A 26,643-nucleotide genomic window follows, 5' to 3' on the forward strand; every position below is an offset into this window, starting at 1 on the left:
AGCGTATATTGTGTGATGTGAATAGAAAGGACGTTTGCATAATGAGTAAAACTGAAACAATTGTATTTACAGGTGGCGGGACAGCAGGCCATGTCGTCGTTAATTTAGCCTTAATGCCTGAGTTTATTGAAGAGGGATATGACATTCATTATATTGGCTCTTATGAAGGGATTGAACGAGAGCTGATTGAGGGCATGGATGGTGTCACATATCATGGAATCGCAACTGGAAAGCTACGCCGCTACATGTCATTAGAAAATATGAAAGACCCATTTCGTGTCTTAAAAGGGTTATTTCAAGCACGCCAATTATTAAAAAAATTAAAACCGAAAATGGTGTTCTCTAAAGGTGGATTTGTTTCGGTACCCGTGGTTATGGCATCTCGGTTAACAGGTGTACCGTCAATCATTCATGAATCAGATTATACACCAGGGCTTGCGAATAAAATTGCGAGTAATTTCGCGAAGTATGTGTTAACGACGTTTCCTGAAACGGATCGCCATTTACCAGAAAAGAAAACGGTTAACATTGGAGCCATTGTGCGAAATGAATTGTTCGAAGGTGATCCAGATAAGGCAGCTCAATTTACAGGGTTAAACAAAGATCAACCAACTTTACTCGTAATGGGAGGTAGTGCTGGTGCACAAAGTATTAATCAAGCTGTGCGTGATGCCCTTCCCCAACTATTAAAACATTACCAAGTGGTCCATTTATGTGGTAAAGGTAAGTATGATGAACAAGTGAAACAGCCAGGTTATGTGCAATATGAGTATGTAACTGATGAATTAAAAGACTTACTAGCCATGTCAGATCTCGTTGTTTCTCGTGCTGGAGCCAACTCAATCTTTGAATTCTTAGCACTAAGAAAGCCAATGGTGCTCATTCCTTTATCGAAGCAAGCCAGTCGTGGTGACCAATTACTTAATGCTGAATCCTTTAAAAAGCGTGGCTATGCCGATGTGTTAGAAGATGAGTCAGTTAATGATTCAACTTTAACCGAAGCTGTTGACCAACTGTATTCACAAAAAGAACACTATCACGATAACATGACGTCCTATCAGCCAAAACAGACAAAAGAAGACGTAATTAACATGATCAAGCGTACGATGAAATAAATAAAAAATGAGGTTGTGACAAAAGTATCATCAGCTAGGCAAAAGACAAATGTTTGAAAAAGTATAGGTAAGCAGTAATGAAGCGGAATCAAAACATGTAGACGCCTGCGGGAACAGCACGCGTCTCGAGACCCCGCAAGCCCCGCTTTTGGGCTGAGGAGGCTCGAGCCGTGCCCGCGGCAAGCGAAGTGTTTTGATGGAGCGTGGTTCAAGCAGAAAACTCTAACGATTTATTTTTCAATTAAATCGTTAGAGTTTTACTTTGTATTATTAATTTTTGTCCCAGCGCCATTTATTTTATTGAACAATACCAAATCGTTTAATTTCAGTTGAAACATTATAGTTAACTTCGATATTAGGAAACAAATCCTGCCACTGGTCACGAGTTAATTCTTCACCACGAGTTCGGTTATTATATTTTACGCCAAATCCAAAGACATCAGCGTTAACTTCTTGGGATTTTTTTACGACACTTTCTATTTTTTCTTCTATTTTTTTATTGACTTCATCCTCTAATTTTCTTAATGGTGCAGTTTGGTCTAAGTTCATTCGTTGAGACTTTTCAATAATACGACCATGTATATTCACATCTACTTCATAAGTTAAATTTTCAACATTTGTTAAGTTTATTCTGGAATTGTTCTTGAGTTGATCAATGACAACATACATTTTATCTCTTCGACTATCACCTTGGTATTCTTTAATAAAATCTTGAAAAGGTTCTGTTTCTAATTCTAAGTTGAGTCGTCCTTCATTGAATTCGTCTCTTAGTAATCTAACAAAAAAGACCTCTTTCATTGAGTAGTTACCGACATGGACATCACCCTGCATTATGCCGATTTCTTCAATTGCTGCTTTATTTTGCTGTATAGAAATGATTGGAACTAAAGGTTCTTGTCCGACTTGAGAATAATCTCTCATAAATTCATGGAATTTACTGCTCACAATCTTTTCGTCAAGGACGGCTGTATCAACAAGGCGGTTTAAATAGACACCTATATTGGGTGCCTCTTCATAATTAGAAGCAGCTAGTATATCGCGCGCAGGTTCTTCGGAGATTGTGACATAAAGCATATCAGATATTGCTGCGTCTCGTTCAATTGTGTCTAAGTAAGGAAAAACCCCCTGTTCAGCAATAGATGGGCCGAATAGTAACGTTTGTATTTTACCGTTTACGATTTTATAACCTGATTTTTTATTAGCATTCGATTGGACCATATTGAAAGTTTTACCAGTACTGTGAATGATTTGTGACGCATTAGTTATATCGGGATTGAATTGATATAAGACGGTAGTCCCTTCTAATACTTTTTCGTCATTTTCATCAAATCCGTAAGCTGATACAACGCCTAATTGTTCAATAACATCTTTTGAATGACTGCAACTTGGTATGATTATCATAGATAGTAAGCCGACGATTAAAAGGGTGATTTTACGATTGTTTTGCATGCTGTTTGGCTCCTTTCCGTCGGTAATACATGGCAAACGGAACCAATAGTATCGGAAAGACAAAACCGAAAATAGCACCAGCTTGACCGACATAATTCGTAAAGAAATTAACATTATATCGACTATCAAAGAAATATTGAGCAATAAAAGCTAAGGAACATACAATAATCATGTAATAATTCTCCTTGCCGCCGAAAACGCGTTTAGCACCCATACTTGTCATCCAACAAAATAAAATGAGGTTCGATAATATAATGATCATCCACAAAGCAACTGTAACAATATCAAAACGCTCAAACATAGGGAACGAAATAATTTTAATAGTGGATAGCAGAGGCCATATCTTGTCTTCTAGTTGATTATTGCTATAAAAACCAATTGAAACAAATGTAATAAAGAGAACTGATAAAATTGTGAGTGACATCGCTAATTGACTATATCGATGAACTTTATTTTTGTCTTTTAAATATGGATATAAAAACCAAAGCAGTTCAAACCCGATGATTGTATAAGAAGTCTTGAGCGCACCACTCATTAGCTCACGTGGTGATGCTTCAAACATCGGTAGGTAGTTATCATATTGAATATAGGTAATAGGTTCAATGAGTAACCCAAACATCCAAGCTGATCCAAAAAAGAACACAATACATGCCCCAACCGCCACTCTTACACCACCTAATACAGCATATAAGACGAGTGAGAGTAAGCAAAGTGAGATAAACCACGAAGACATGTCAGGGAAAATAAATGCGTGAACAAATTCAATATAGTTAACTAAGACGCTGATAAACAATAAAAAGAAATATATGACAAACAAAAATGTTATGAGTTTTCCGAGCCATTTTCCAAAAAATTGACCTAGAATTCCATGCAAATCTTGACCATCAAAACTTCTTAACACGTATACAATACAGGCGATTGCAATATGCAGGGCAATAGCAGCAATTATTATGGAAATAAAGCTATCTCGGCCAGCTTCAAGAAATACAACGCGTGGATGTCCAGCAATACCAACACCTATTTGCATCGTGTGTAAAACGATAACTAAATAAATAGCTTTAAGTTTTTTATGATCAGGAATATTGAGATTTTCTGGCATAATAGCACCTATTCTAATTAGTTTATCGTCATGAGAATTGTGGTATTAGCGATTGGGTTTTTTGAAACGACGGATTTTTTTGGGACGATTTGAATACGCTCGTTTGTAACTCCATAGAAAAGGTAAACGAATAAATGAGTTATCTAAGTCACGAGGTTGAAATGGATATATTGGAACAAAATAAGGAAAATTTAAAGAACGCTGCCTAATTAAATGAATCGTAATGAACGCAAAACTGAACATGATCCCAAGGAATCCCCAAAATCCAGCTAATATAATAAGTGGAAAGCGAAGAATACGTATAGCTGATCCCATTAAGTAGCTGGGTGCTGTAAATGATGCCAGAGCACTCAGTGCCACTATAATGATTAAGATATTACTTGTGAAACCAGCTTGAACGACTGCCTGTCCGACGACAATACCACCTACAATACCCATTGTTTGACCAACTTTTGTGGGAAGCCTGGCCCCGGCTTCGCGAATTAATTCAATTAGGAATTCCAGTATCAACGCTTCTAACAAGGGTGGAAATGGAACACGTGACCTAGAATGTCCGAGTGAGACGAGTAAAGCATCAGGAATGATTTCATAATGATAAGTCAAGGCTGCTACATACAAAGGTGTTAGAGTAATTGATAAAAACATACCTACAAGACGCATTAAGCGAATAAATGAACCCATATTCCATCTTGTATAAATGTCTTCTGTTGTTTGAAAGAAACTAAGAAATGAAACGGGTGCTATGACAGCTGAAGGACTCTTATCAACAAGTAATCCGACACGTCCTTCTTTCAAAGAATAACAAAAACGATCAGGTAATTCTGTGACAAGAAATTGCGGGAATATCGAATAAGAATTATCTTCAACATATTGTGTTAAGGCTGATGAATCTAAAACATCGTCGACTTGTAAAGAATTCAATCTACTCCGCATTTCTTGTACGGCTTCATCATTTGCGATATCAGATAAATATATTAGTCTTACTTCACTTGGAATCTTATCGCCAATGATGAATTTTTCGGCGGTCAGTGTCTTCGTATCTAGTCGTTTATGAATGAAGTTCATATTCACATCAATCGAATCAGAGAATGAGATCTGTGGACCGAAGATAAGTGATTCTGTTTCAGCCTTAGCTGGCTTCCGTTGATCAATTCTTGGAACAGGAATGACAATACAGTGTTTTTCTTTCTCTATGTAGACACATACATAGCCTTCGAGTAGTGCCCCACCGATTTCATCTAAAGTTTTCAATTCCATGATATCAGTAACAGGAACTTCACTTTCGATTGTTTGGTAATCTAATTGTTTGGCACCTTGAACTTTAGAGGTGATATGGTTATAGACTTCTTCTTCTCTGACTAAGTAATCCATATAAATAATCAGTGCTTTTTTTCCCTCAACATTAACTGTTTTACTAGCTAAGTCAGGTGAGGAGTTGAAGAAGTCAGTGAATAAGTCTTGTTGTAATGTTTCGATTTTACATGGAAAATAGCTCGACTGACGAAATCGACGTTTCATATTGAACTCCCTTACATATCTGTTTAGCGTTAGTATGTGATGAATTGCTAGAAATATGTACACACTAAAGTGCAAATAGATGCATGAGGTGTGACGAAGTATGAGTATGCAATTAATTGAAGTTTATATACCAAAGGAACAATACGATAACGTCAAACCAGCGTTAAACGGTTTTTCACAACAAAGTGTGTGGAAAGCGTATGAATTAGAAAATCGCATCCTATTACGAATGATTGTAGATGATGATGAAGTAGAGGATGTCTTAGATTATTTAGAAGCGGTATCAACCCTTTATGATGGCTTTGAAACGATTCTTTTTCCTGTGAACACTTATATCTCAAGGGAAACAATTGAGGAACGTGATAATCCTGATGAACAACAAGAAGATGATGAAGATGATCAAGGTAAATTATTACGTGCCAGCAGGCAAGAGTTGATGCACACGATTGAGAAGAAAAGTCAATTCACGATGAACTACGTGTTATTAATTGTATTCTCAGCCATGGTTGCAACGGGTGGATTTATTAATGACAGTGAAGCAGTCGTTATTGGGGCTATGGCTATTGCACCTTTAATTGGCCCTGCGATCTCGGTATCATTTGCAGCGGTGTTAGGTGATGTTTTTCGTTTGTGGCGCGCATTTGTGACGTTATTATTTGGTTTTATTATGATAGTGCTAATTGCTGCAGGGTTTGGTTTTTTATTTGAAGCTGGTACTCAGACAACGCAGTATACATCACGGACAGTTGTTTCATTAGCAGATGTGATTATCGCGCTTGCTTCTGGTGCGGCTGGTGCACTGGCTTTATTAAATCGTGTTTCAAGTGGGATGGTCGGTGTCATGGTAGCTGTCGCATTACTGCCACCGACAGTGACGTTTGGGATTTCAATTGGTCAGACATTGTGGATTGATACGTACTGGTCATTTTTACTTATTATGACGAACGTCACTTGTATCTTTTTAAGTGGGATCATTATTTTCTTCCTAAGTGGCATTCGTCCGATGAAGTGGAAGGAAGAAGTGACGATTAATGTATCACGGCTCCTCTCATTTATTGTAGTTGGTGTTATCTTTATCACGCTATTAGTTGTGTTGTTTTTAAGCATGTAAACAGTTTGTAATCGCATTGTTATACATGTGAGCAGATATATTTGATATAATCCAAGACAGTATACCTTGCGTCACAATTGGTTAGGCGATATGCTTAAAGTCAATACGTTAAGCAATCGAGGGATATTTATGCAAGATGACGATAAACGACTCGAAACAGAAGATGAATCTGATTTATATGAAGACTTGAATGAAGATGAGATTAAAGAATTATTAAATAAAAAACGATATACTGAAAAAGAACATGAACCTAAAACAAAACGTAAACGACGAATTCCTAAATGGTTTTTTTGGCTCATTGCGTTGTTTATGGTGATTAATATATTCGCTACCTTACCCGTGATGGTGTCTATTCCAGCCATTGATTTTTTGAAAACCTCGGCACAATTATTAGCTGATGATGAAGTGCAATCTTACCGAGAAGCAATTGCAACCATTGATGCTGGGGATAGTCGCGGAACGGGTTTTGCTTTTGCGGATGGTCAAAAAGTACTGACAAATGACCATGTGATTGAAGGCCATCAGCGTCTACAAATTTATTTCAAAGAAGACGGTCCTTATGGCGCGTCTGTGCAAGAACGTTATCCAGAGCTAGATTTAGCGGTCTTAGACTTACATGAGGAAACGCGAAGTGATACTTTGCCGTTAGCTGGTGAAACAAATTATACCCGAGGTGAGCCTTTTTATTTTATCGGTAGTCCACTTGGATTCAGTGGCATTGCAAACGAAGGTGAAATTATTGGTGAAACGTCTTCAGAGGACATTGAATCACCAGTGCTCATGTTAGATGCGCCGATCTATAGCGGGAATAGTGGAAGTCCAGTCATTAATCAATCCGGTGAGGTTGTGGCTGTTATATTTGCCACTAGACAAGATGATGAACGAGGACGAGTTGGACTTGCTATTCCAATTGAAGCCTTTCATGAAATGAATGAATAATAAGTCCCCAAAAAATGGTGGACAATTACGAAAATATATAATAGTTGGGGGTGATGAGGGGTGTTACAACGTCTAAAAAAGACAGAAGACGTTCCCCTCGAAGAACAGGTGTTATCTGTTCAGCATGGGGATGAAGAAACCCGTCATCATCTGTTATCGAGTTATCAGCCGTTTATCGCCAAATGTGTATCCAACGTGTGTAAACGTTACATTGACCAGGAACAAGATGATGAATTTAGTATCGGCCTTATTGCATTTAATGAAGCGATGGATACTTATTCTAAGGACAAAGGAAGCTCTTTTTTAACGTTTGCGAAATTAGTCATCTCCAGAAAAGTGATCGATTTTATTCGCCAACAAACCGATCATTTTCATTCCGTATCACTTGATCAGGTAGAAGACGATGATGAATCGCAAACGGCTGAATGGCGTATATCACAAGTATCCAAAGATGAATACGCCAAAACACAAGACAATTGGTACAGACAAATCGAAATACAAGAGTATAATGAGCGACTTAAGGAGTTTAAGCTCTCATTTGCGGAATTAGCAGATTTCTCACCGAAACATGTGGATGCGAGGCAATCAGCACAGGAAGTGGCGCGTTATGTTTATGAAGATGAAGCATTACGTCAATATGTCCTCGATAAAAAACGACTCCCCATTAAACAAATAGAACCACATGTTTCAGTGAGTAAAAAAACAATTGAACGAAATCGCAAGTATATTTTGGCTGTATTTGTCTTGCTGTGTGAAGACTTTACGTATTTGAAAGAATACGTTCAGGGGGTGAGTTAGTGAAAGGCATAGTTGTTGAACGAAAGAAGCGTTATGCGATTGTAATGACCGCTGAAGGTGGTTTTTATAAAACAAAAATCGATTCAAGTCATGCAATTGGTGAAGAAGTTCAGTTCACACCTTTAAATGAGCAATCAGGGTTGTGGTCAATATTACGTTCGTATGTATCATCACCCCAACTTAAAGCGGCTGCCGCAATCCTGTTGTGTTTAGCTATTATTTCTCCATTATTATCGTGGACGAACGGTTCATCAGAGACATATGCTTACGTCAACATCGATATTAACCCAAGTTTTTCATTTGAAGTAAATGATTCATATCAAATTATAAACGCCCAAGCTTTAAACGAAGACGGATCTGAGTTGTTGTCAGAAATGGGTGATTTACAAGGTGAATCATTACAAGAAATCTCCACTTCAATTGTGACATTAAGCCAAGAGAAAGGTTACTTAGATGTTGAACGTAATATATTATTAGGAGTTAATTATGCGAGTAATCAATCCAATAATAATGATACTTACTTAGAGTCATTATCTAATGACTTAGCAAAGGAATTTAATCAAGATTACGAGTTTGCTTGGTTTGAAGTGCCAGATGAAATTCGTGAGCAAGCCGAACAAGAAGGTACTTCTATGAATATTCTCTTTGCTTATAACCAGCTGATGAACCAAAATTCAGCTGAAACTGGTCAAGATTCTGATCAAACTGAATCATCCAATAATAATGAAGAGTCCAGTGATGGAAATCATGAATCTGATGAACAAACCAACGTTAATGCTTCATCATCTGAGAAACAAGATTCTAATCAAAAACAATCTTTGAACGAAAAGTTTAAGAAATTCTTTGAACGAATGAATCGTGATGAGCTCCCGCCAGGTTTACGAGACAAATTCACAGATACTCAATCTGAGGGAAATGAACAAAAAGATCCATCGAAGGAAACACAGAATAAGGGAAGTCAAAAATCAGATGGCCACCCTGTTTTCAGAGATGATGGGCCACCAGGTCAAAGCAAGAAGGAAGAAGACTCCCAAAAGAATAAGGGTAAGGAAAAATCAGATAGTCATCCAGTGTTCGGAGATGACGGCCCACCTGGGCATAATAAAGACGAGAATGAATCTAAGAACAAACAAAATACATCTGATCAACAAGACCGAGAAAGAGATTCGAATGATGAGAAATCAGATGAAGAAAGAAAAGACCAAAAAAAAGATAACAAGTCAAAAAAGTCAGATGATCATCCAGTGTTCGGAGATGATGGCCCGCCTGGACAAAATAAAAACAAAGATGAATCAGAAGAAAAAGAACAATCATCAGAAGACCGTGATCGAGAGTCGGATGAAAAAGAATCAGATCAAGAAGATAGCGAAGAAGATGGTCACCCCGTGTTTGGGGATGACGGGCCACCAGGTCAAAACAAAGATGAAGATTAATGGTTAACAGTGCGTCTAAAGGCGTACTGTTTTTGTTTTAGCTATTCTTAACGCAGCTTGTTAAACATAGTATAATGAAACTATTCTATAACAAATAAGGATGATTTGATGGCAATAAAACAGTGGCTATATGATACATTCTGGAACAAAACTTGGAAGAAGATTGCCTTAAGTCTGACCATAATTCTAATTGTTACGGTTATAACCATTGTTATGTGGGCCTATCAACATCCTTTAACGAATTATATTGAAGCAGAACAAGAAACACTTGACCAAATAGAGGACCATTTTTGGATTGATCAACCAATTCGTTCATCTATTAATAATCAACTAGCATCAGACCCCTCGATCACTAATTTTGAAATTGGCTTAGTGGGGTCATCTAGTTCAAGTCAGTACCAGACCATGACTAGTTTGCTTATGTCTACCACAATGTCTGCTGAACGGAAAATGAACCCCAACATCCCCCATGCTCAATATGACTGGGATATTTCTACACTTGGCCTTAATTGGTTAGAGGGCTCGGTTTATCAAGATGAACAATTAACAGTACTTAATATAACGGATTGGCTCGATTATGCTGTAGGCTTTGATGAAACAAACGTGTCTTACATTCCAACACTTTATAATCAAAACAAATCTTCTAGTGATGAGGGAGAAAGAACGGGTCTTAGTAGTGTTCAAATATTTATGGAATTTCTTCAAGAGTTAGAGGTTGAAGAAACGGCATTAAATCATCAAGAGAACCAAATTGACCTGACATTAAGCGAATCACAAGCGAATGAAGTGTGGCAGCAAGTGGTCACAAACAGTGATTTACAACAAGAACAATTAAAATCATTTCAAGTCGATGGTGAGATGGTGTATACAGCAACGTATGAAGATGATTTTGTTTCGGATAGAACATGGGAAACGACGGTAGTTAATGGTGAGCAAGTGTATGATGTTCAAGTTTCCATACAATCTAATTCTTCAAATGGTGGTATGGTGGTTGATGGGCAAGTTCTCGTTACAAATGAAGAAAGGGACACTATATTAGACATCCGACTTGATGCTTCTAGTGATGAACTGTTAGATGGGCAAATTAAAAGTGAGCAAACCTTAATCATAGACTATCCTATATCGGAATTTGCTGAGGGTATTCGGCTGGATTGGCAAACTAACGCTACATCTGATGAAAGTGAAACAAGTTTTGAAGTGAAATTGGCTAATAATGAAGTCTCACAACTGGCAAGTGGTCAGTTGGTCAATCAGTATAGTAAAACTGACGAGACCTCGACACATGATACAGAATTATCCGTGTCCATTGAGGATCAAGACGCAATCAATCAAGAACTCCCTTTTAAAGATTGGGAACTATCGATTGATCGAGGGCATCAATTCTCTGAAGAAGTTAATATTCAATCTGTTGATCGAGGTCAAGTAGAGATGTTCGAACCAGACATGCTAAAAGAATGGGAGAAGACGTTAAAGGATTTAACGGAAAATCCAGAGCAATTGTTTGAGGATCAATTAGAATTGCCGTTTTAATGAGAGAGGGGGAAGGCGATTATGATTTGGCATTACTTAATTTGGGAATGGAAGCGTGTGTTAAAATCGCCTATCCTATGCTTAACTGTTCTATTATTTCCATTACTCATTCTTTCGGTGGTTGGTTTAATTATTTATCACACCGCACAATCTGAAATAGATGATGTAGAACTCGTGGTTATTGATGAAGATGATACATTTGAAACGAATGCGCTTATAGAACAATTAGCTAGTGATGATTCATTGAATGATTACATAACATTTCAAAAAGAAACAGGTGCAGTCGAATCATATCTAAATAACGAAAATGTAGCTGCCGTTTTGCATGTGCCTGAAGGTTTTACAGAACAATTGCGACAGGGTCACAATCAGCCTATTAATGTCCATTTAAATCAAGGACAACCCTTCTCCTCTAGATTGGCACAATTACTTTTAGAAAGTGGCGAAGACTATATCACAGCAGCGCAAAGTGGCGTCAATACAGTATTACATTTTAGTGATGTCCATGATCGACAGGTCTTGATTCAAGACATGACCCTTCATTTTACCTGGTTAACCTTAGGTCGAAATCAATTGTTTGATGAACAATATTTATCGGATCATTCCGTCTTGTCTTGGCAAGAACAAGGCTATATTGCAATGAAAGCCTCAGTGCTTCTTATGATGTTTTTATTCTTCGTCTTAGTTTTTAGACCTAGACATTTTCAAATTGTACAGAATCGTTTTCGATTATTAGGTTTCACCTCATTTAAGCAGGGGATTAGCCAAGCCCTGTTTTATAGTTCGTTTATGTTTCTGTACATAGTAGTTTTAGTTGGTATCACGACTTTAAGGATGGATTTCAATCCGATTTATGTGAGTATCCAATGGTTATTAATCATGATGATTATGGTATTTATTTATTTAATCGTTGAGAAGATATGGCGAACAGCGACAGTTGTTCTCATGTTGAGTGCGTCGTTTAATATCATTCTGTTAGTGATGTCAGGTGTCTTGTTACCTGCTGCATACTTACCGAGTTACTTAAGAGTGGAAGGGTTACAGATTGTGCAACATAGTTTTTACACATTGTTCAACAGTCATGATGTTCCATTTAAAGAATGGAGCTTGTTATTAGGTTTGGTAGTAGGGTTAGTGATCGTGCTGTGGTTATTAACTTATAAAAGGGGTGAGCGACTATGATGATTGTTAAATCAATGCTCTGGCGTCGTTCCACCTTGTTGACACTTTTAGGTCTACCACTACTTATTTTGATTGTTATTCTTCCTTTTGTTGAAAAGACGACAGAGAACACTCAAGTCAGAATTGATGTCGTTGATCCTTATAATCAGTCTTATGTCGAACAGATGGTTAATCGATTGAATGATCGTGAATCCTTCGCATTGAACTTAAGGGATCAATTAAATTTAAGTCAGCTAGAACGTGGTGATGTTGAAGCAATTTTTGTCGTCGAAAATCAGTTACAGGAGAAGGTTGAAAAAGGTGAAACCGAGAATTTGCTGACATGGTATCGGCATGAGCATAGTCTAGTTGATGGCTTATTTAAAGAGTATTTTGCTTCTACACTAATGGAAGACATTGTTCGTTCTGAAGCGGCTAATATCGTAACAGACGAGACGGAAATGGCAACGTGGGATGAAGTTTATCAATACGGGAATCAATTCTTTCGACCTGAGCCATTGTTTCAAATGAACTTCACGACATATGAATCCAATGTAAGTAAATTTGAAGATTCATCAAACTGGCCGATTGCGTTAGTTTGGGCATACCTCGTGTTAATTATTGTTTATTTTTCCTCATGGTTATATGAATGGCGAAATAGAGGTGTCTTCGAGCGATTAGCTGTATTTTCTCGTGGTAAACTTCGTTTGCATTTAACTTGGGTTAACGTTGTATTAAGCACGATTTTAATTACTTTAGTAGGTTTCGTGGGAATTAATGAATGGTTAAGTTTAATTGCTTTAGACCGTAGTCAATATGGGATTTTGGCATTGGTCAGTGTATTATCTTTAATCATCATTTGGTTGTTTAGTCTTATTATTCATTCACGTCACGTTTTAGTAGCTATAACAACGATTTATACAGTAATAAGTGTGGCATTAGTGTTGCTGGTCGAATGGGATATGCTAACCTTTCAAAATTGGTATCTTATTTGGCTTCCATTTTGGTTGGTAAGTTGAGGTGTTTAGATGTTGGTATTAAATAATGTGACTTATAAAAGAAAAAAGAATGAATTGATCAAAAATATATCAGGTGAGATTAATCAGGGTGAATGTATTAGTTTGTTTGGACCGAATGGTGCGGGTAAATCTACATTACTAAAGCTAATGGCTGGTTTAGAAACGCCAAGTTCTGGTACATGCGAAAATAAGAGTCAGGAAAAGGTTACAATAGGTTATGTGCCGCAACAGTTAGCTCTATTTGAGCACATGACTGTTCGAGATCATTTAACTTATTACCAGAAGATGACAAAACAGACTAATCAACACTATGTAAATGAAATGATCGATGTCTTGGGTTTAAAAGACATACTTGATTACCAAGTGCAAACATTAAGTGGTGGAATGGCACGTAAATTGAATTTAGCTGTTGGTTTAATTCATGAACCTCAGCTTATCCTATTAGATGAAGCTTTTGTTGGTGTTGATTTAGCGACTAAACACGATATGCTGACGTGGTTACATCAATTAAATGAACAAGGCTCAACGATTGTCTTGATTAGCCATGATTGGCATGTGATTGAGCACATTGCCCAAACGATGTGGGTTTTAGATGATGGAGAACTTATTGATCGCTTTCCTATTTCTCAAGTTGATCTAAAACAAAGAGAATACAGTCGTTATGCTGGTTCTGATTTACGAAAAATGTTTGCCTTACGTAAGTAGAAATAAATGGAATTAACTCATCAGCATAATGTTAGCTTCTTATTTCCATACTAACGATTGAATAAGTTGGAAAGGAGGCTGATTTTATGCGACGGATGTTTGTACTTTCGTTTGTTCTGTTGTTTACGCTTTTAGCAGCATGTCAGGGTGATGACACGGGTATGATGGATAATGACGGGCAAACAGATTATCAACAAACAAGAGAGAATGAAGCTTTAGATCGTAATCAGAGAGAAGAACCAATGGATGTAAACGATACAGAAAATGACTACAATCGTCAAAATCAAATCAATCGAACAGAACAAAACAATCGAAATGGAATGAATCAAAATAATAATCAAAACCGTTTCGATGTAGCAGAGGATGCGGCAGAAGAAGTAGCTAGTCAGGTTGAAGAAGTAGATCGTGCTTATGTTATGACTGGCGATACTAATGCATATGTAGCAGTTGTCATGAATAATAATAATCGTGAAGAGGTCAGTGATGAAGTTAAGAAAAAGGTTTCTGACGTTGTTCAATCGGAGAAATCAGATTTAGATAATGTTTATGTATCTGCTAATGCTGATTTCTTTGACACGGTTAATGATTATGTTGAACGTGCTGATGAAGGCGATCCAGTTGAAGGATTCTTTGAAGAATTTAACTCTATGTTAGATCGCGTTTTTCCGAATTTAGAACGATAATGACGCAAAAGATGGAGCTCAGTCTTGCTCCATCTTTTTATTTGGAAATTTTTGTTTAAGTCCGTTGTTGCTATTGTGATCCGCTGTCGGTGGACGCTTTCCGCGGGCACGGCTCGAGCCTCCTCGGAAGGAAAGCACTTCCTGCGGGGTCTCGAGACACGTGCTATTCCCGCAGGAGTCGCCACCTTCGCTCCTCACAATTCAACAACTAAGAGCTAAGTCATATAATCAACAACACTAAACTTTAACAGGCCTATGGGAAAGAAGGGATTATTTGCAAATGGTGGATCATGAATGGTTGGAAGCAGCAGTCGATCTTGGTCTGTCACCTCAACCATTTCATATTGAAACGGTATCTTCGGCTTCATTAGATGAATTGCAACAAAAAGGTTACGCCAAAAGACTGACATTACATAAACCTTCTCATGCATCAACTGAAGTGACCGAATTGTTTGATATTGTCGATCAAACGGTTTATATACGTGATAACCAACCAGAACACATCAAAATACTGATTACCGCACATTGCTTAGCGCATGCAGATTTTATAAATCAAAACCATTATATAGTCACCATGATACAAGCATTTAAAGAACAATATCCTGTCATGCGACGACAATTTGAACAAGCAAGAGAAAAACTAAGTGATTATGATTTCTTATCGTTAAATTGTTCTTTATACGATTTATATCAATTCCTACATATTCGTGATGAAGACGTCGAATGGATTCTAACTAACATGCATTTGAATGAGCCACTTGTGAAGTTATGGCGTGTATTTAATTTTGAGAATAGCTTATTTAGAACGATAGGCCAAACAAGTCTCATGAATGAAGGTTGGGCTACCTTGTATGAGCGTCTTTTATTAAGACATAATCATTCATACACCCCTGCCGTAGAAAAGGTAGTCAATGAAAAGAATCGCCCGTATCCTACTGGTATTAATTTATATCGTTTAGGTGAGCAATTATGGGAGGAAGTTGATGAAGGTCTGCGGTTTAGAATACGCTCAATAGCGACTGACTCATCTTTTTTAGAGCGATTTTACTCACCAAACATTCACTATAATGATCTTATATCAATCCTTCATCCCAGTCTAAAAGAAGTAAGAAATAACTATCCGTTTGTTAAACAACAACTTCTAGCAACAACTCGTTATCAAGGAAAATTGCGAGTTGAGTTAGATCGTGAATCTACATTAAATACTAATGAAGTCACTTTTCGCTACCCAAAAGAACAGTATCATGACATTAAAGTTCGAACAGTCATTCAGTCGTTAGAAGCGTTATTAAAACACCGTGTTTATATTAAACCAATTTAATGGTCATTCACTAAGACTAATAGCCTGTGGTTAATGATTGGATTTTAAGAAAAAATGCTCATAAAACATTGTCAATTAGACCCCCCTATGCTAATCTTAAGAAAGAATTGTCGAATTTAGAAAATTCATCATTCAATGAACTTTTGGATTATTAAAGATTATCGGCTAAATGATTGATGGGTAGGAAACTAAAAAAGGGGGCGTTACAATGGGGAAGTTACAAAATTGGCGAGAAAAATTACCTAAGATAGGAAGGCGACGACCAAAAGCAGAACGTGAAACGGAAAGGGATATACATAAAAGAAAAGTTTTTTCTAATTTATCAATTGGTAAGAAGTATGGTTTAGTCCTTATTTTTACTTTATTACTGTTTACTATTGCTTCAGGGATTGTTTTTATGCAAGCTTACAATTCCGATCAGACTATTAATGAACAGGTAGGATTAAGTGAAGCAGCTATTGAAGTAGGTGAAATGGAATCCCTATTTCGAGGGAAAGATATTAGAATTAGTGATTATGTGATGTTGAAAACCAATGACCATATTAATGAATATCGTAGTATGAACGAAGAATTTGTGACTATAGCTGAAGATGTTGGAAATCGTCTAGGTTCTGAACAGCAAAGCCTTCTAGATCAAATCTTAACGAACAATGAAGAAATTACGAAAATTGTTGAAGAAGAAATTGTTTATGCTATTGGTGAACGTGACGAACAAGCAGCATTAGGTGGTCGTTCAAAAGTTGAATCTATTCGTACTGAAACGACTGGGATGATTGACGAACTTCGTCAAATGGTGATTAATGATTTTAGCGCTTCAGCTGATGATACGCGCTCAGCTATGCTTGAGATTCAAACAGTTTTAGTAACGGGGATTATTGTTGCTACAATTATTGCTATAATAGCACTAGTCTTAATTAGTCGAAATGTTAATAAAAATATACACTCTGTTGTTGAAGTCGCTGATCAAATTTCAGAAGGTGATTTATCGGTTGAAGATGTGCAATATCAAGGAAATGATGAACTAGGAAGACTAGCATCGTCGATTAATACGATGAAATCGAATTTACGTAAAATCATTTCAAGTGTTTCCACTGCTTCTGAATCCGTGACAAATAAAGGGGAAGCTATGACAGCATCTGCTCGAGAAGTTAGCGAGGGTAGTGAACAAATCGCTTCAACTATGCAGGAACTTTCGTCTGGGACTGAAACCCAAGCCCAAAGTGCTTCTGCATTATCGGAAATGATGGAACAATTAGTACGGAAAGTACAGACTTCATATGACGGTGGTGAACATGTTTCACACGCTTCAGAAGAAGTGTTAGAGATGACACAAGAGGGTCGAACGATGATGAGTGAGTCGGTTACTCAAATGAGTCAAATCCATCATATTGTTGAAGATGCTGTCGAGAAAGTCAAAGGTTTGGATCGACAATCAAACGAAATTTCTAAATTAGTCCAAGTGATTGAGGATATTGCTGATCAAACTAATCTTCTTGCATTGAATGCAGCGATTGAAGCGGCACGTGCAGGTGAACATGGGAAAGGTTTTGCAGTTGTTGCTGATGAAGTCCGTAAATTAGCTGAGCAAGTCAGCCATTCTGTCGGTGATATCACAGGTATTGTTGGCTCTATACAAACAGAATCGAAACAAGTCACTCAGTCATTAGAATCGGGTTATCAAGAAGTCGAACAAGGCTCAGAGCAAATCAAACACACAGAGCAGACCTTTATTCAAATCAACGACGCTATTAATAATGTCGTGAGTCAAATTCAAGAGATTACGTCTAACTTAAAAGATGTATTAAATGATAGCCAAGAGATGAATAAGTCAGTCGAAGAGATTGCATCGATCTCAGAAGAATCAGCTGCTGGTGTGGAACAGACAGCATCATCAGTTGAAGAAACGAATAGTTCAATGGAAGAAATATCTCGGGCCGCAGATGATTTAACGAAATTAGCAGAAGACTTAAATAGCCAAGTCCAACAATTCAAGCTATAATAGGAGGAGAGACTGAAAATTCAGTCTCTCCTTTCTAACATTTTAAAGCGAGGTGATGGTGTGCGACTCGTATCGATCTGTCCCAGCAATACGGAGATCTTAGCGTATTTAGAAGCAACTGATCAATTAGTGGGTGTTGATGATGATAGTGATTGGCCTGAAGTTGTCAATGAATTACCTAGAGTAGGTAGAGATTTAAACATTGATATAGAAGCGGTCCGTGCATTGGAGCCTGATTTAGTATTGGCTTCATTAAGTGTACCTGGTATGGAACGCAATATCCAGAAACTAGATGAGGCTCAAATTCCTTATATTATTCTCGATCCTAATTCATTAGACGAAATTGCACAGGATTTACTGACAGTAGGGAAGGAAATAGGAAAAGAGGCTAAAGCACAAGCAGTTTACGACCAATTTAAGTCCCACTTAGACAAATATCGAGCCATTTCCCGGGAAATAAAATATCCGAAAGCGTTATATTGGGAATGGTGGCCGAAACCATTATTCACACCAGGCAAACTAAACTGGCTATCTTACATAAGTGAATTAGCGGGTGGTTATAACGTTTTCAAAGATTATGATCAGGCGAGTGTACAAGTAGAATGGGAAGAGGTATTAGAGCGAGATCCTGATGTCATTTGTATGGTATGGGTTGGTGTTCAAGAAGCTAAGATGAACCCAGCGATTATAAAAAAACGGGAACAAGCTAATACCTTATCAGCGATTCAAAACGAGAATATTCATGTGTTGGAGGAATATTTATATTGCAGGCCATCACCACGATTAATAGAAGGTTTAGAGAAAATTGCCTACTTATTACATCCGACCCATTATCCCAAACCAACTACAGATTAAGATGAGAGCAGGTGTCAACATGGGGGAAACATCAATGATGACAGATGAGGGAGTTGAACAATCAAAACTACTAGCGATTAAGCGAGGTTCTTTTGCTGGTTTTCCTATCTTTTTAGGTTATTTACCCATTGCGATTGCTTATGGCGTCTTAGCACAACAATCTGGTTTAACAACATTTGAGACTACGATGATGAGTGTTTTAGTCTTCGCAGGGGCAGCGCAATTCATGGCAGCAAATATGTTTGCTCAAGGGGCTATGCTCGTACAAATTGTCGTTGCGACATTCGTTTTGAATTTTCGTCATTTCATTATGAGCATGTCTTTTATTAATAAGATTCGAGAATTTCCGATGCGATGGAAATTTGGATTAACACTAGGTTTAACAGATGAAACATTTGCCGTATCATCCTTAAATGGTCATGAAGCTAAAAAAGAACATAGTACTTTTTATTTTTTAGCTTTAATTTTAACAGCTTACATAGGATGGGTGTTTGGAAGCTTTTTAGGAGCTATATTAGGTGATGCTTTACCTGCAACATTAAGTGATAGTATGGGGATCGCTTTATACGCAATGTTTATAGGATTGTTAGTGCCATCGATTAAAAAAGAATGGCGTGTTGGGATCATTGCAGTAGCTGCAATGTGTGTTAATTATGTTTTAATGAATATACTTGCAGTTGAAGTAGGCTGGGCTATTGTCATTTCAACGATCTTAGCAAGTTTACTTGGAATTGTCGTTATGAAGGAGGATGAGGCATGATTATAGCAACAATTATAGGTATGGCGATTGTGACGATGGTGCCTCGTTTTATTCCGGCTTTTATTATGGAGAAGGTTCAACTTCGTCCTTGGCTCAATCGTTGGTTAAATGCGATTCCATTTGCAGCATTAGGGGCTTTGATTTTTCCTAGTATTCTAACGGTAATACCAGACCAGCCTTGGATTGGTTTAGCGGGAGGTTTAATAGCTGTTGTTATTGCATTATTTAATGTAAATGTTATCTTTGCAGTGTTAGGTGCAATTGCGACCGTATTTTTATTGACTTTTTAAAAAAGAGTGAGGGATACTCATGAACATAAGACGAGCACGTGTTGAAGATGCTGAACAAATAGCAAAGGTTCATGAACAAACATGGATTGAAACATATCAACCGATCATTGAACAAGATGATTTGCAACAAATAACATCATTTGAGTACCGTAAGATTATGTGGGAGACCGCATTACAAACGAATCATCACGTATTTGTTTTAGAAACGTTATATGAAGAGATTGTAGGCTTTATTGCAGGAGGTAAAGTAAGGACAGATTACTTAGAAGTTGAAGGAGAAATTTATAATATATACGTGTTACCTGATTATCAAGGTGGTGGCTATGGAAAAGAACTACTACGTACTTTCGTAGAGGAATGTGAGACGATCGGCTATCAATCGCTACTCGTGTGGATCCTAACCGATAACCCGAATGGAGAATTTTATGTGCGATTGGGTGCGCGGCCTATGGAGGCAGAAAACGTGACGATTGGAAAGGGTACCTATGAAGAAACGGCTTATGGGTGGTATGATCTCCAGAAGTTAAAGCAACTTTTGGCATCTTCACATTCTAAGTCTTGAATTTTATGCTCATAATAAGATTTAATATTAAACCGTGAGAACAATTTAATAAAATTGCTAAAACTTACTAGTCCTAAGCTAGTAAGTTTTTTTAGTTTGCCTGGCATGGGTGAGCTCTAACGGGTGAAAGTCCTGAGTGCGACCTGGTAGTGGTAAGCACATAGTCGAAGGCAAGGGTGTCCATGGTGACATGGAATCTGAAGGAAGCCCTAGACAAATCTCTGGTCTGACGAATAGAAACTATATAAGAGGCAACGTATGAGGATAAGACTGCTAAAGAAGTTGAAGTCCTATAACTACTCATATCATGCGGTGTAAATATAGCAGATAGATGGAGAGAAAGAGCTCGCACCTTAACCAGGGAGGTCTCATTATCTACATCAAAGACTTGTAGTGATATAAGTTTGGATGATGAGAAGTCAGCTGAAGCCGTAGTAGTGAAGACATCTAACGAAAGTTAGAAAGAGCGAAGGGCTGAACAATTTTATGGTTACGGAAATCTCGATTGGAAGAGGAAAAAGACCACTGGCATACCGCGTTAAAGTGGATACCATCTTTACGAGAAAGAAAGGAAGTAACAAGCATGTACGATGAAAAACTGTTGGACTTGATTCTTAGGAAAGATAATCTTGACGAGGCACAAAAACGCGTCATTAAAAACAAAGGTGCTGCTGGTGTGGATGGCATGACGATTCAAGAGTTGCCATCATATATGGTGGAAAATCAAAAGAATATCATCCGCCAAATCAAACGAAGAGAGTATCAACCAGCACCAGTCAAAAGGGTTGAGATTCCTAAAGATAATGGGGGAGTTCGCCTACTAGGCATTCCAACTGTGGTTGATCGGGTTATTCAACAAGCAATAACACAAGTTCTAACTTCCAAGTTTAACCCACAATTTCATGAACATAGTTATGGGTTTAGACCAGGACGAAACGCTGAAATGGCGATACGTCAGTCACTTGAATTTATGAATGAAGGTTACGAATGGGTGGTGGATATAGACCTTGAACGTTTCTTTGATACGGTCAATCATGACCGTCTTATGAACCTTATTTCGAGAACGGTGAAAGATGGCGATGTGATCTCACTCATTAGAAAATTTCTAGTAAGTGGGGTGCAATTAGATGAAGGGTATAAGGAGACCATCATAGGAACACCACAAGGTGGCAATCTATCCCCGTTGTTAAGTAACATTATGTTGAACGAGTTAGACCAAGAACTCGACAATCGAGGCCTTCGCTTCGTTAGATACGCTGATGATTGTATCATTATGGTCAAAAGCGAGATGTCCGCGAATCGCGTTATGCGCTCGGTATCAACATTTATCGAAGAGAAGCTTGGCCTGACCGTCAACACAACGAAATCAAAAGTAACCAAACCCAATAACCCTGATTTGAAGTTTCTTGGTTTTGGCTTCTTTATAGATTACCAAAGTCATGAGTATAAAGCAAAGCCACATCAGACATCCATCGAAACGTTCAAATATAAACTGAAACAGTTAACCAAAAGAAATTGGAGTGTTGATACGAAGTATCAAGTGGAACGGATTAACCAACTCATAAGAGGTTGGGTTAATTACTTTAGGATAGGTTATATGAAAAGCCTTTTGGACCGTGTTGACTCCCATACGAGGATTCGCCTAAGAGCGTGCATATGGACAAAGTGGAAAACACCTAAGAACAGGAGAAAGAATCTAATTAAATTAGGCATGAGTAAATACAATGCTTACAGAAACAGCTATACAAGTAAAGGTGCGGTTCGCACCGCTTACTCCTGGATTCTTACAACCACAATAACCAACAAGAGACTAGCCCAATTCGGGCTAGTCTCCTCTGCACAACATTATAAGAAAGTACGTGTTTAAATAAAATTGAACCGCCGTATACGGAACCGTACGTACGGTGGTGTGAGAGGTCGGAGGTTAATCACCTCCTCCTACTCGATTGTGAAATTAAAAATTATATATAAAAAATTGCATAAATTTTCTTACAACCCCCAACAATGATTGGTCGAATTTCGTAATGTATAAGTAATAATACATAGAAAGGATGATTACATGAAAATGAAATCTTTTGTCTACTCATTATCAGCCGCAACGCTAACGGGAGCTCTCTTTCTATCTCCAATCGGCACATTTGCGAACGAAGGTGTAGATGATTCTGAAACAACTGAACAAGAGCAGGATGAGCAAGAGGAAGAAAAGGCAATTGAAGAGCAATTATTTACTTATTACACACAATTATCTGAGGAATTGTCAAAAGCCATCGAGAATGAAGACACTGAATTAGCTCAAGACATTTTAGCTTGGTCAGTAGAAGAACTCGAATCTGCTTATGAAGCTTATGAATCAGGCGATCTTGAAACAGCGCAGACAAAACTAGATGAAGTTTTAGCTGTATTAGAGGAAGCAAGACAAGCAGACGAATCTGAAGAATCAGATGAAACAGACAATGAAGAAGGCACAGAAGAAGAGGAAGAAGACGACGAATCATCTGAGGAAGAAGAGCAAGAAGAAGGTGATGAGGAAGAATCTTCTGATGAAGAACAAGTTGGACAAAATGTATTGTCTCTAGCAACAGCAATGGAAGATAAGAAGAACCCAGTTGCTAAAGCGGCCCTAAAACGTAATATTGAGCGTTCTTTAGAGCGTTTAGAATCGAAATATGATGACGATCGTTTAGCATCATTATACGAGTCATTAAATGAAATTACTGATGAATTTGCAGAAGATAACAGTGAACAAGATGAATCAACTGATAATGAAGAAGAAAATAACCAAGAAGGCTCAACTGAAGAAGAGCAAAACAACGATGAAGGCACAACAGAAGATAAACAGAACGATGATGGAACTGAAGATGATGAAGAAAATGAAGAAGTAGCTCAAGAAGAAAAGAATAAATCAGATGAAGAACAAGACGAAACAAAAGATGACGTCACACAAAATCAATTAGTGGAAACAAATGATGAAAAAGAAGAACAAAAAGAAGAAAAAGGTAAACAAGGACCGCCAGAATTTGTGAAAGAAAAGAAAGAAAAAGCTTCAGAAAACAAAGCCCAAGAAAAATCAAAAGGTAAGGGCAAAGCTAAAGGCAAAGGCAATGGTAAAGGCGGACCGAACGGCAAATAATTGCGGATCACTTTGCTAGGCAAAGTATCTATATAACACCTCTCTCCCAATAAACTAGGCCCTGACGTTCTTAAACGTCAGGGTCTTGTTTTAGATAAAAAATTTGGTTAAAACCTAACACACGAAAAGAAAATTTGAATAAATTACATTAAAGGTTCAGAAAATTGTTGCAATTATCTTAATAATTTAGGATAATAGAAAAAAGGAGTAAGGGGGAAGGGGCCATGAAAAAACAAGTTACCTCTTATGTACTCGTGAAAAATCAGTTTCCAAGTGAGACTACATTCAAAGCGCGTCGTGACATTCCTTATGAGGTTAAGTTGGCATCACGTTTATTCTTAGATGAAATAACTTATACCTTTAACAAACAACGTCTCGAAGAACAAATCAATGATGCGCTTGACACTGGCGATGTTCAGTCATTCATTGAACTTAGCCAACAGTATGGTAAATATGTAAAATAAGCTGAAATGGACTCAGAAGCTGCCTGATTTTAGGCAGCTTTTTATTGTGAAATGAGTACGAATTTGTATGACGTATGTTAAAATTGTGTCGTAAATCATCAAAACTTAACAATGTAAAAAACATTGAAGAGTGATTTGAATTTGGCTCTGCTTTAATTTAGTGTTGATGTTTAAATGATGTAGCGCTTAGTTGTTGAATTGTGAGGAGCGAAGGTGGCGACTCCTGTGGGAACAGCACGTGTCTCGAGACCCCGCAGGCCACGCTTTTCGGCCGAGGAGACTCGAGCCGTGCCCACGGAAAGCGTCCACCGAAAGCGGAGCACAATATCAACAACGGACTTTAACAAAGCTTAGAATTTAAAAAGAAAATGATAGGGGAATGATTGTGAAACGTATTATAGGCATCTTTGGTATGGTATGCATCATTGGTGCGATGAGTGCATGTCAAACAGAATCCGAAGTGAAATCAGGACAAGAAGTAGAAGCAAGTGAAGAAGCCTTAGAGAACAAATCTAATATTGAATTATCGGGTGATGATGAAACAAATGAAGCTAATAATGATGAAGGATCAAATGAAACTACTGACGAACAAGAATCAAATGATACAAATGATGGAGGTGTGACAGTAGTTGATGAACCGACGGCGATGGATGTTATTGTTAATAAGCAACGAAAATTACCAGAGGGTTATCAACCACCTGATTTAACAACACCAAATGTTGAATTTCATGTTGTGAATAATGAGCGCAAATATATGCGAGCTGAGGCCGCTAAAGCACTAGAAGATTTTTTCCAAGCAGCTGAACAGCAAGGTCATCAATTAGTTGGCATTTCAGGCTATCGTTCTCAACAAACACAAGCTGCAGTATTCGCTTCTAATGTTGATCGAAATGGTCGTGAACATGCCCTGCAATATTCCGCTCAACCAGGTCATAGTGAACATCAGACAGGATTAACCATGGATATTTCAACAGCACAAAATGATTACGCTCTTACAGAATCATTTGGTAACACAGCAGCTGGACAGTGGGTGGCAGAGAATGCGCATAAATATGGTTTTGTCATTCGTTATCCTGAAGGAAAGAGTGATATAACAGGCTATGGTTATGAACCTTGGCACTTACGTTATTTCGGTGAATCAATTGCAACAGAAATTCACGAGACGGGTGTGACAGTGGAAGAGTATTATGGTTTAGTTGAGTAAATCGTTTAAATTCACAGTAAAAATGCTTATAATAAATAGTGGTTATGTTCGTAAATTTAAAGGAGGATCTAATCATGGAATATCGTATTGAACACGATACATTAGGTGAAATGAAAGTACCAGCCGATAAGTATTGGGGAGCACAGACGCAGCGTAGTTTACAAAATTTCCCGATTGGTAATGAAACAATGCCAAAGGAAATTATTGAGGGTTTTGCTGTTCTTAAAAAGAGTGCTGCTCGGGCGAATGAATCACTTGGTTTATTAGATCAGGATAAGGCAGATGCTATTGCACATGCTGCTGATCGTGTATTAGCAGGGGAATTATTTGACCATTTCCCACTTGTTGTGTGGCAAACAGGTAGTGGAACACAATCGAATATGAATATGAACGAAGTGTTAGCTTATGTAGGGAATGAGTGGTTAGAACAACAAGGAAAAGATACACGTCTACATCCGAATGATGACGTCAATAAATCACAAAGTTCTAATGATACGTATCCGACTGCACTACATATCGCAGCCGTTAAAAAGGTTGAAGATCATGTATTACCAGCTTTAGTACAGATGAAAAACACATTAAAAGAAAAATCTGATGCATTTTATGACATTGTGAAAATTGGTCGTACGCATTTACAAGATGCAACACCACTAACTTTAGGCCAAGAAATTAGTGGTTGGCATCGTATGTTAGAGAAAACAGAATCTATGATCAATGATTCATTAAAATATGTACGTGAAATTGCATTGGGTGGTACAGCTGTTGGGACAGGCATTAATGCTCATCCTGATTTTGCAGAAGTCGTTGCTGGTAAAATCAATGACGAAACAAATGGCGAATTCATCTCAGCACCGAATAAATTCCATTCTTTAACGAGTCATGACGAACTTGTGCATACACATGGAGCGCTTAAAGGTTTAGCAGCTGATGTGATGAAGATTGCTAATGATGTGCGCTGGCTTGCTAGTGGCCCGCGCTGTGGTATAGGTGAAATTGAGATTCCAGCGAATGAACCAGGAAGCTCAATTATGCCGGGTAAAGTTAATCCAACACAGAGTGAAGCGATTACAATGGTTGCAACACATGTCATGGGTAATGACGCTGCCATTGGTGTTGCCGCAAGCCAAGGTAACTTTGAGCTTAACGTTTTCAAACCTATGATTGCTTATAACTTCTTGCAATCTTGTCAACTTCTTGGTGACAGCATGAAGTCATTTGACGAGCGCTGTTTAGTAGGACTAGAACCGAATGAAAAAGAAATTAATAAAAATGTTAACGATTCACTTATGCTAGTGACCGCATTGAATCCTCATATTGGTTATGAGAACGCAGCAAAAATTGCCAAACATGCTCATGAGCACGATCAAACGTTGCGTGAAGCGGCGGAAGATACAGGATTGCTCTCGGGTGAGGAATTTGATCGCCTTGTTAATCCTAAGGAAATGACAAAACCTAACGCAAAATAACAAGATTTACCGTTATAATTGAGAGCCTCCTG

25 protein-coding genes are annotated in these 26,643 nt (G+C 37.9%); 21 read left to right on the forward strand and 4 right to left on the reverse strand.

Translation table 11 applies throughout. The annotated features are described in order from the left end of the window. Nucleotides 1-41: 41 nt before the first annotated feature. The gene (locus ACKXGF_RS04125; protein WP_411954979.1) at nucleotides 42-1,115 is read left to right on the forward strand and encodes an undecaprenyldiphospho-muramoylpentapeptide beta-N-acetylglucosaminyltransferase; all 1,074 of its coding nucleotides are present in this window, start codon (nucleotides 42-44) and stop codon (nucleotides 1,113-1,115) included. Nucleotides 1,116-1,412: 297 nt separating this feature from the next. On the opposite strand, the gene ACKXGF_RS04130 is transcribed toward ACKXGF_RS04125, so the two are convergent. The 3 genes from ACKXGF_RS04130 to ACKXGF_RS04140 are packed head-to-tail and all read right to left on the reverse strand — an operon-like array spanning nucleotide 1,413 to nucleotide 5,181. Further along, nucleotides 1,413-2,564: a Ger(x)C family spore germination protein gene (locus ACKXGF_RS04130; protein WP_411954980.1), complete on the reverse strand. Its 1,152-nt coding sequence runs from the start codon at nucleotides 2,562-2,564 to the stop codon at nucleotides 1,413-1,415. Next, the gene (locus tag ACKXGF_RS04135; protein ID WP_411954981.1) at nucleotides 2,548-3,663 is read right to left on the reverse strand and encodes a GerAB/ArcD/ProY family transporter; all 1,116 of its coding nucleotides are present in this window, start codon (nucleotides 3,661-3,663) and stop codon (nucleotides 2,548-2,550) included. Before ACKXGF_RS04135 ends, ACKXGF_RS04130 begins: the two co-directional genes overlap by 17 nt. A gap of 45 nt (nucleotides 3,664-3,708) precedes the next feature. Further along, nucleotides 3,709-5,181 carry a spore germination protein gene (locus ACKXGF_RS04140; protein WP_411954982.1) on the reverse strand — a complete coding sequence of 491 codons (1,473 nt, stop codon included), beginning with the start codon at nucleotides 5,179-5,181 and terminating at the stop codon, nucleotides 3,709-3,711. 100 nt (nucleotides 5,182-5,281) lie between these two features. Here ACKXGF_RS04140 and ACKXGF_RS04145 point away from each other — a divergent pair, with 100 nt between their 5' ends. The 9 genes from ACKXGF_RS04145 (at nucleotide 5,282) to ACKXGF_RS04185 (ending at nucleotide 14,560) form a co-directional block, all read left to right on the forward strand. Further along, nucleotides 5,282-6,292, forward strand: a complete 1,011-nt coding sequence (locus ACKXGF_RS04145; protein WP_411954983.1) for a TIGR00341 family protein — start codon at nucleotides 5,282-5,284, stop codon at nucleotides 6,290-6,292. A 129-nt stretch (nucleotides 6,293-6,421) separates the two neighbouring features. After that, entirely contained in the window at nucleotides 6,422-7,231 is an 810-nt protein-coding gene (locus tag ACKXGF_RS04150) for a serine protease (RefSeq protein ID WP_411954984.1), read from the forward strand. Between the two features lie 60 nt (nucleotides 7,232-7,291). Next, nucleotides 7,292-8,029, forward strand: coding sequence for an RNA polymerase sigma-I factor (gene sigI / locus ACKXGF_RS04155; RefSeq protein ID WP_411954985.1), 738 nt, complete (start codon nucleotides 7,292-7,294; stop codon nucleotides 8,027-8,029). Further along, nucleotides 8,029-9,462, forward strand: a complete 1,434-nt coding sequence (locus ACKXGF_RS04160) for an anti-sigma factor domain-containing protein (RefSeq protein ID WP_411954986.1) — start codon at nucleotides 8,029-8,031, stop codon at nucleotides 9,460-9,462. Before sigI ends, ACKXGF_RS04160 begins: the two co-directional genes overlap by 1 nt. A 108-nt stretch (nucleotides 9,463-9,570) precedes the next feature. After that, complete coding sequence (locus tag ACKXGF_RS04165; RefSeq protein WP_411954987.1) at nucleotides 9,571-10,992, forward strand: hypothetical protein; 1,422 nt, start codon at nucleotides 9,571-9,573, stop codon at nucleotides 10,990-10,992. Nucleotides 10,993-11,013: 21 nt separating this feature from the next. After that, nucleotides 11,014-12,174: an ABC transporter permease gene (locus tag ACKXGF_RS04170; protein ID WP_411954988.1), complete on the forward strand. Its 1,161-nt coding sequence runs from the start codon at nucleotides 11,014-11,016 to the stop codon at nucleotides 12,172-12,174. Next, nucleotides 12,171-13,172 (forward strand): ABC transporter permease, encoded by a 1,002-nt coding sequence (locus ACKXGF_RS04175; RefSeq protein WP_411954989.1) that lies wholly within the window; start codon nucleotides 12,171-12,173, stop codon nucleotides 13,170-13,172. The genes ACKXGF_RS04170 and ACKXGF_RS04175 overlap by 4 nt, the downstream gene beginning before the upstream one ends. Before the next feature lie 9 nt (nucleotides 13,173-13,181). After that, nucleotides 13,182-13,877, forward strand: coding sequence for an ABC transporter ATP-binding protein (locus ACKXGF_RS04180; protein WP_411954990.1), 696 nt, complete (start codon nucleotides 13,182-13,184; stop codon nucleotides 13,875-13,877). Between the two features lie 86 nt (nucleotides 13,878-13,963). After that, a complete protein-coding gene (locus ACKXGF_RS04185; RefSeq protein ID WP_411954991.1) occupies nucleotides 13,964-14,560 on the forward strand; it encodes a YhcN/YlaJ family sporulation lipoprotein in 597 nt (198 codons plus the stop codon). Between the two features lie 18 nt (nucleotides 14,561-14,578). Here ACKXGF_RS04185 and ACKXGF_RS04190 read toward each other — a convergent pair whose 3' ends face one another. Beyond that, entirely contained in the window at nucleotides 14,579-14,761 is a 183-nt protein-coding gene (locus tag ACKXGF_RS04190; protein ID WP_411955555.1) for a hypothetical protein, read from the reverse strand. A gap of 79 nt (nucleotides 14,762-14,840) precedes the next feature. Here ACKXGF_RS04190 and ACKXGF_RS04195 point away from each other — a divergent pair, with 79 nt between their 5' ends. The 11 genes from ACKXGF_RS04195 to fumC all read left to right on the forward strand — a co-directional run bounded on the left by ACKXGF_RS04195 (nucleotide 14,841) and on the right by fumC (nucleotide 26,611). Continuing rightward, nucleotides 14,841-15,881, forward strand: a complete 1,041-nt coding sequence (locus ACKXGF_RS04195; RefSeq protein WP_411954992.1) for a hypothetical protein — start codon at nucleotides 14,841-14,843, stop codon at nucleotides 15,879-15,881. A gap of 208 nt (nucleotides 15,882-16,089) precedes the next feature. Further along, nucleotides 16,090-17,880, forward strand: coding sequence for a methyl-accepting chemotaxis protein (locus ACKXGF_RS04200; protein ID WP_411954993.1), 1,791 nt, complete (start codon nucleotides 16,090-16,092; stop codon nucleotides 17,878-17,880). A 60-nt stretch (nucleotides 17,881-17,940) separates the two neighbouring features. Beyond that, complete coding sequence (locus ACKXGF_RS04205; protein WP_411954994.1) at nucleotides 17,941-18,735, forward strand: cobalamin-binding protein; 795 nt, start codon at nucleotides 17,941-17,943, stop codon at nucleotides 18,733-18,735. A gap of 19 nt (nucleotides 18,736-18,754) precedes the next feature. Further along, complete coding sequence (locus ACKXGF_RS04210; protein ID WP_411954995.1) at nucleotides 18,755-19,495, forward strand: AzlC family ABC transporter permease; 741 nt, start codon at nucleotides 18,755-18,757, stop codon at nucleotides 19,493-19,495. Further along, nucleotides 19,492-19,785, forward strand: a complete 294-nt coding sequence (locus ACKXGF_RS04215; RefSeq protein WP_167262814.1) for an AzlD domain-containing protein — start codon at nucleotides 19,492-19,494, stop codon at nucleotides 19,783-19,785. The genes ACKXGF_RS04210 and ACKXGF_RS04215 overlap by 4 nt, the downstream gene beginning before the upstream one ends. 19 nt (nucleotides 19,786-19,804) lie before the next feature. After that, a complete protein-coding gene (locus tag ACKXGF_RS04220; RefSeq protein WP_411954996.1) occupies nucleotides 19,805-20,347 on the forward strand; it encodes an N-acetyltransferase family protein in 543 nt (180 codons plus the stop codon). Between the two features lie 505 nt (nucleotides 20,348-20,852). Continuing rightward, nucleotides 20,853-22,214, forward strand: a complete 1,362-nt coding sequence (ltrA, locus tag ACKXGF_RS04225; protein ID WP_411954141.1) for a group II intron reverse transcriptase/maturase — start codon at nucleotides 20,853-20,855, stop codon at nucleotides 22,212-22,214. 192 nt (nucleotides 22,215-22,406) lie between these two features. After that, nucleotides 22,407-23,477 (forward strand): hypothetical protein, encoded by a 1,071-nt coding sequence (locus tag ACKXGF_RS04230; RefSeq protein ID WP_411954997.1) that lies wholly within the window; start codon nucleotides 22,407-22,409, stop codon nucleotides 23,475-23,477. Nucleotides 23,478-23,701: 224 nt separating this feature from the next. Further along, complete coding sequence (locus tag ACKXGF_RS04235; RefSeq protein WP_306976747.1) at nucleotides 23,702-23,941, forward strand: IDEAL domain-containing protein; 240 nt, start codon at nucleotides 23,702-23,704, stop codon at nucleotides 23,939-23,941. 379 nt (nucleotides 23,942-24,320) lie between these two features. Next, nucleotides 24,321-25,145, forward strand: coding sequence for a D-alanyl-D-alanine carboxypeptidase family protein (locus ACKXGF_RS04240; protein ID WP_411954998.1), 825 nt, complete (start codon nucleotides 24,321-24,323; stop codon nucleotides 25,143-25,145). Nucleotides 25,146-25,219: 74 nt separating this feature from the next. After that, the gene (gene fumC / locus ACKXGF_RS04245; protein ID WP_411954999.1) at nucleotides 25,220-26,611 is read left to right on the forward strand and encodes a class II fumarate hydratase; all 1,392 of its coding nucleotides are present in this window, start codon (nucleotides 25,220-25,222) and stop codon (nucleotides 26,609-26,611) included. Nucleotides 26,612-26,643: the final 32 nt, after the last annotated feature.

Source organism: Alkalibacillus sp. S2W, from assembly GCF_046764385.1.
GTDB lineage: Bacteria > Bacillota > Bacilli > Bacillales > Alkalibacillaceae > Alkalibacillus > Alkalibacillus almallahensis.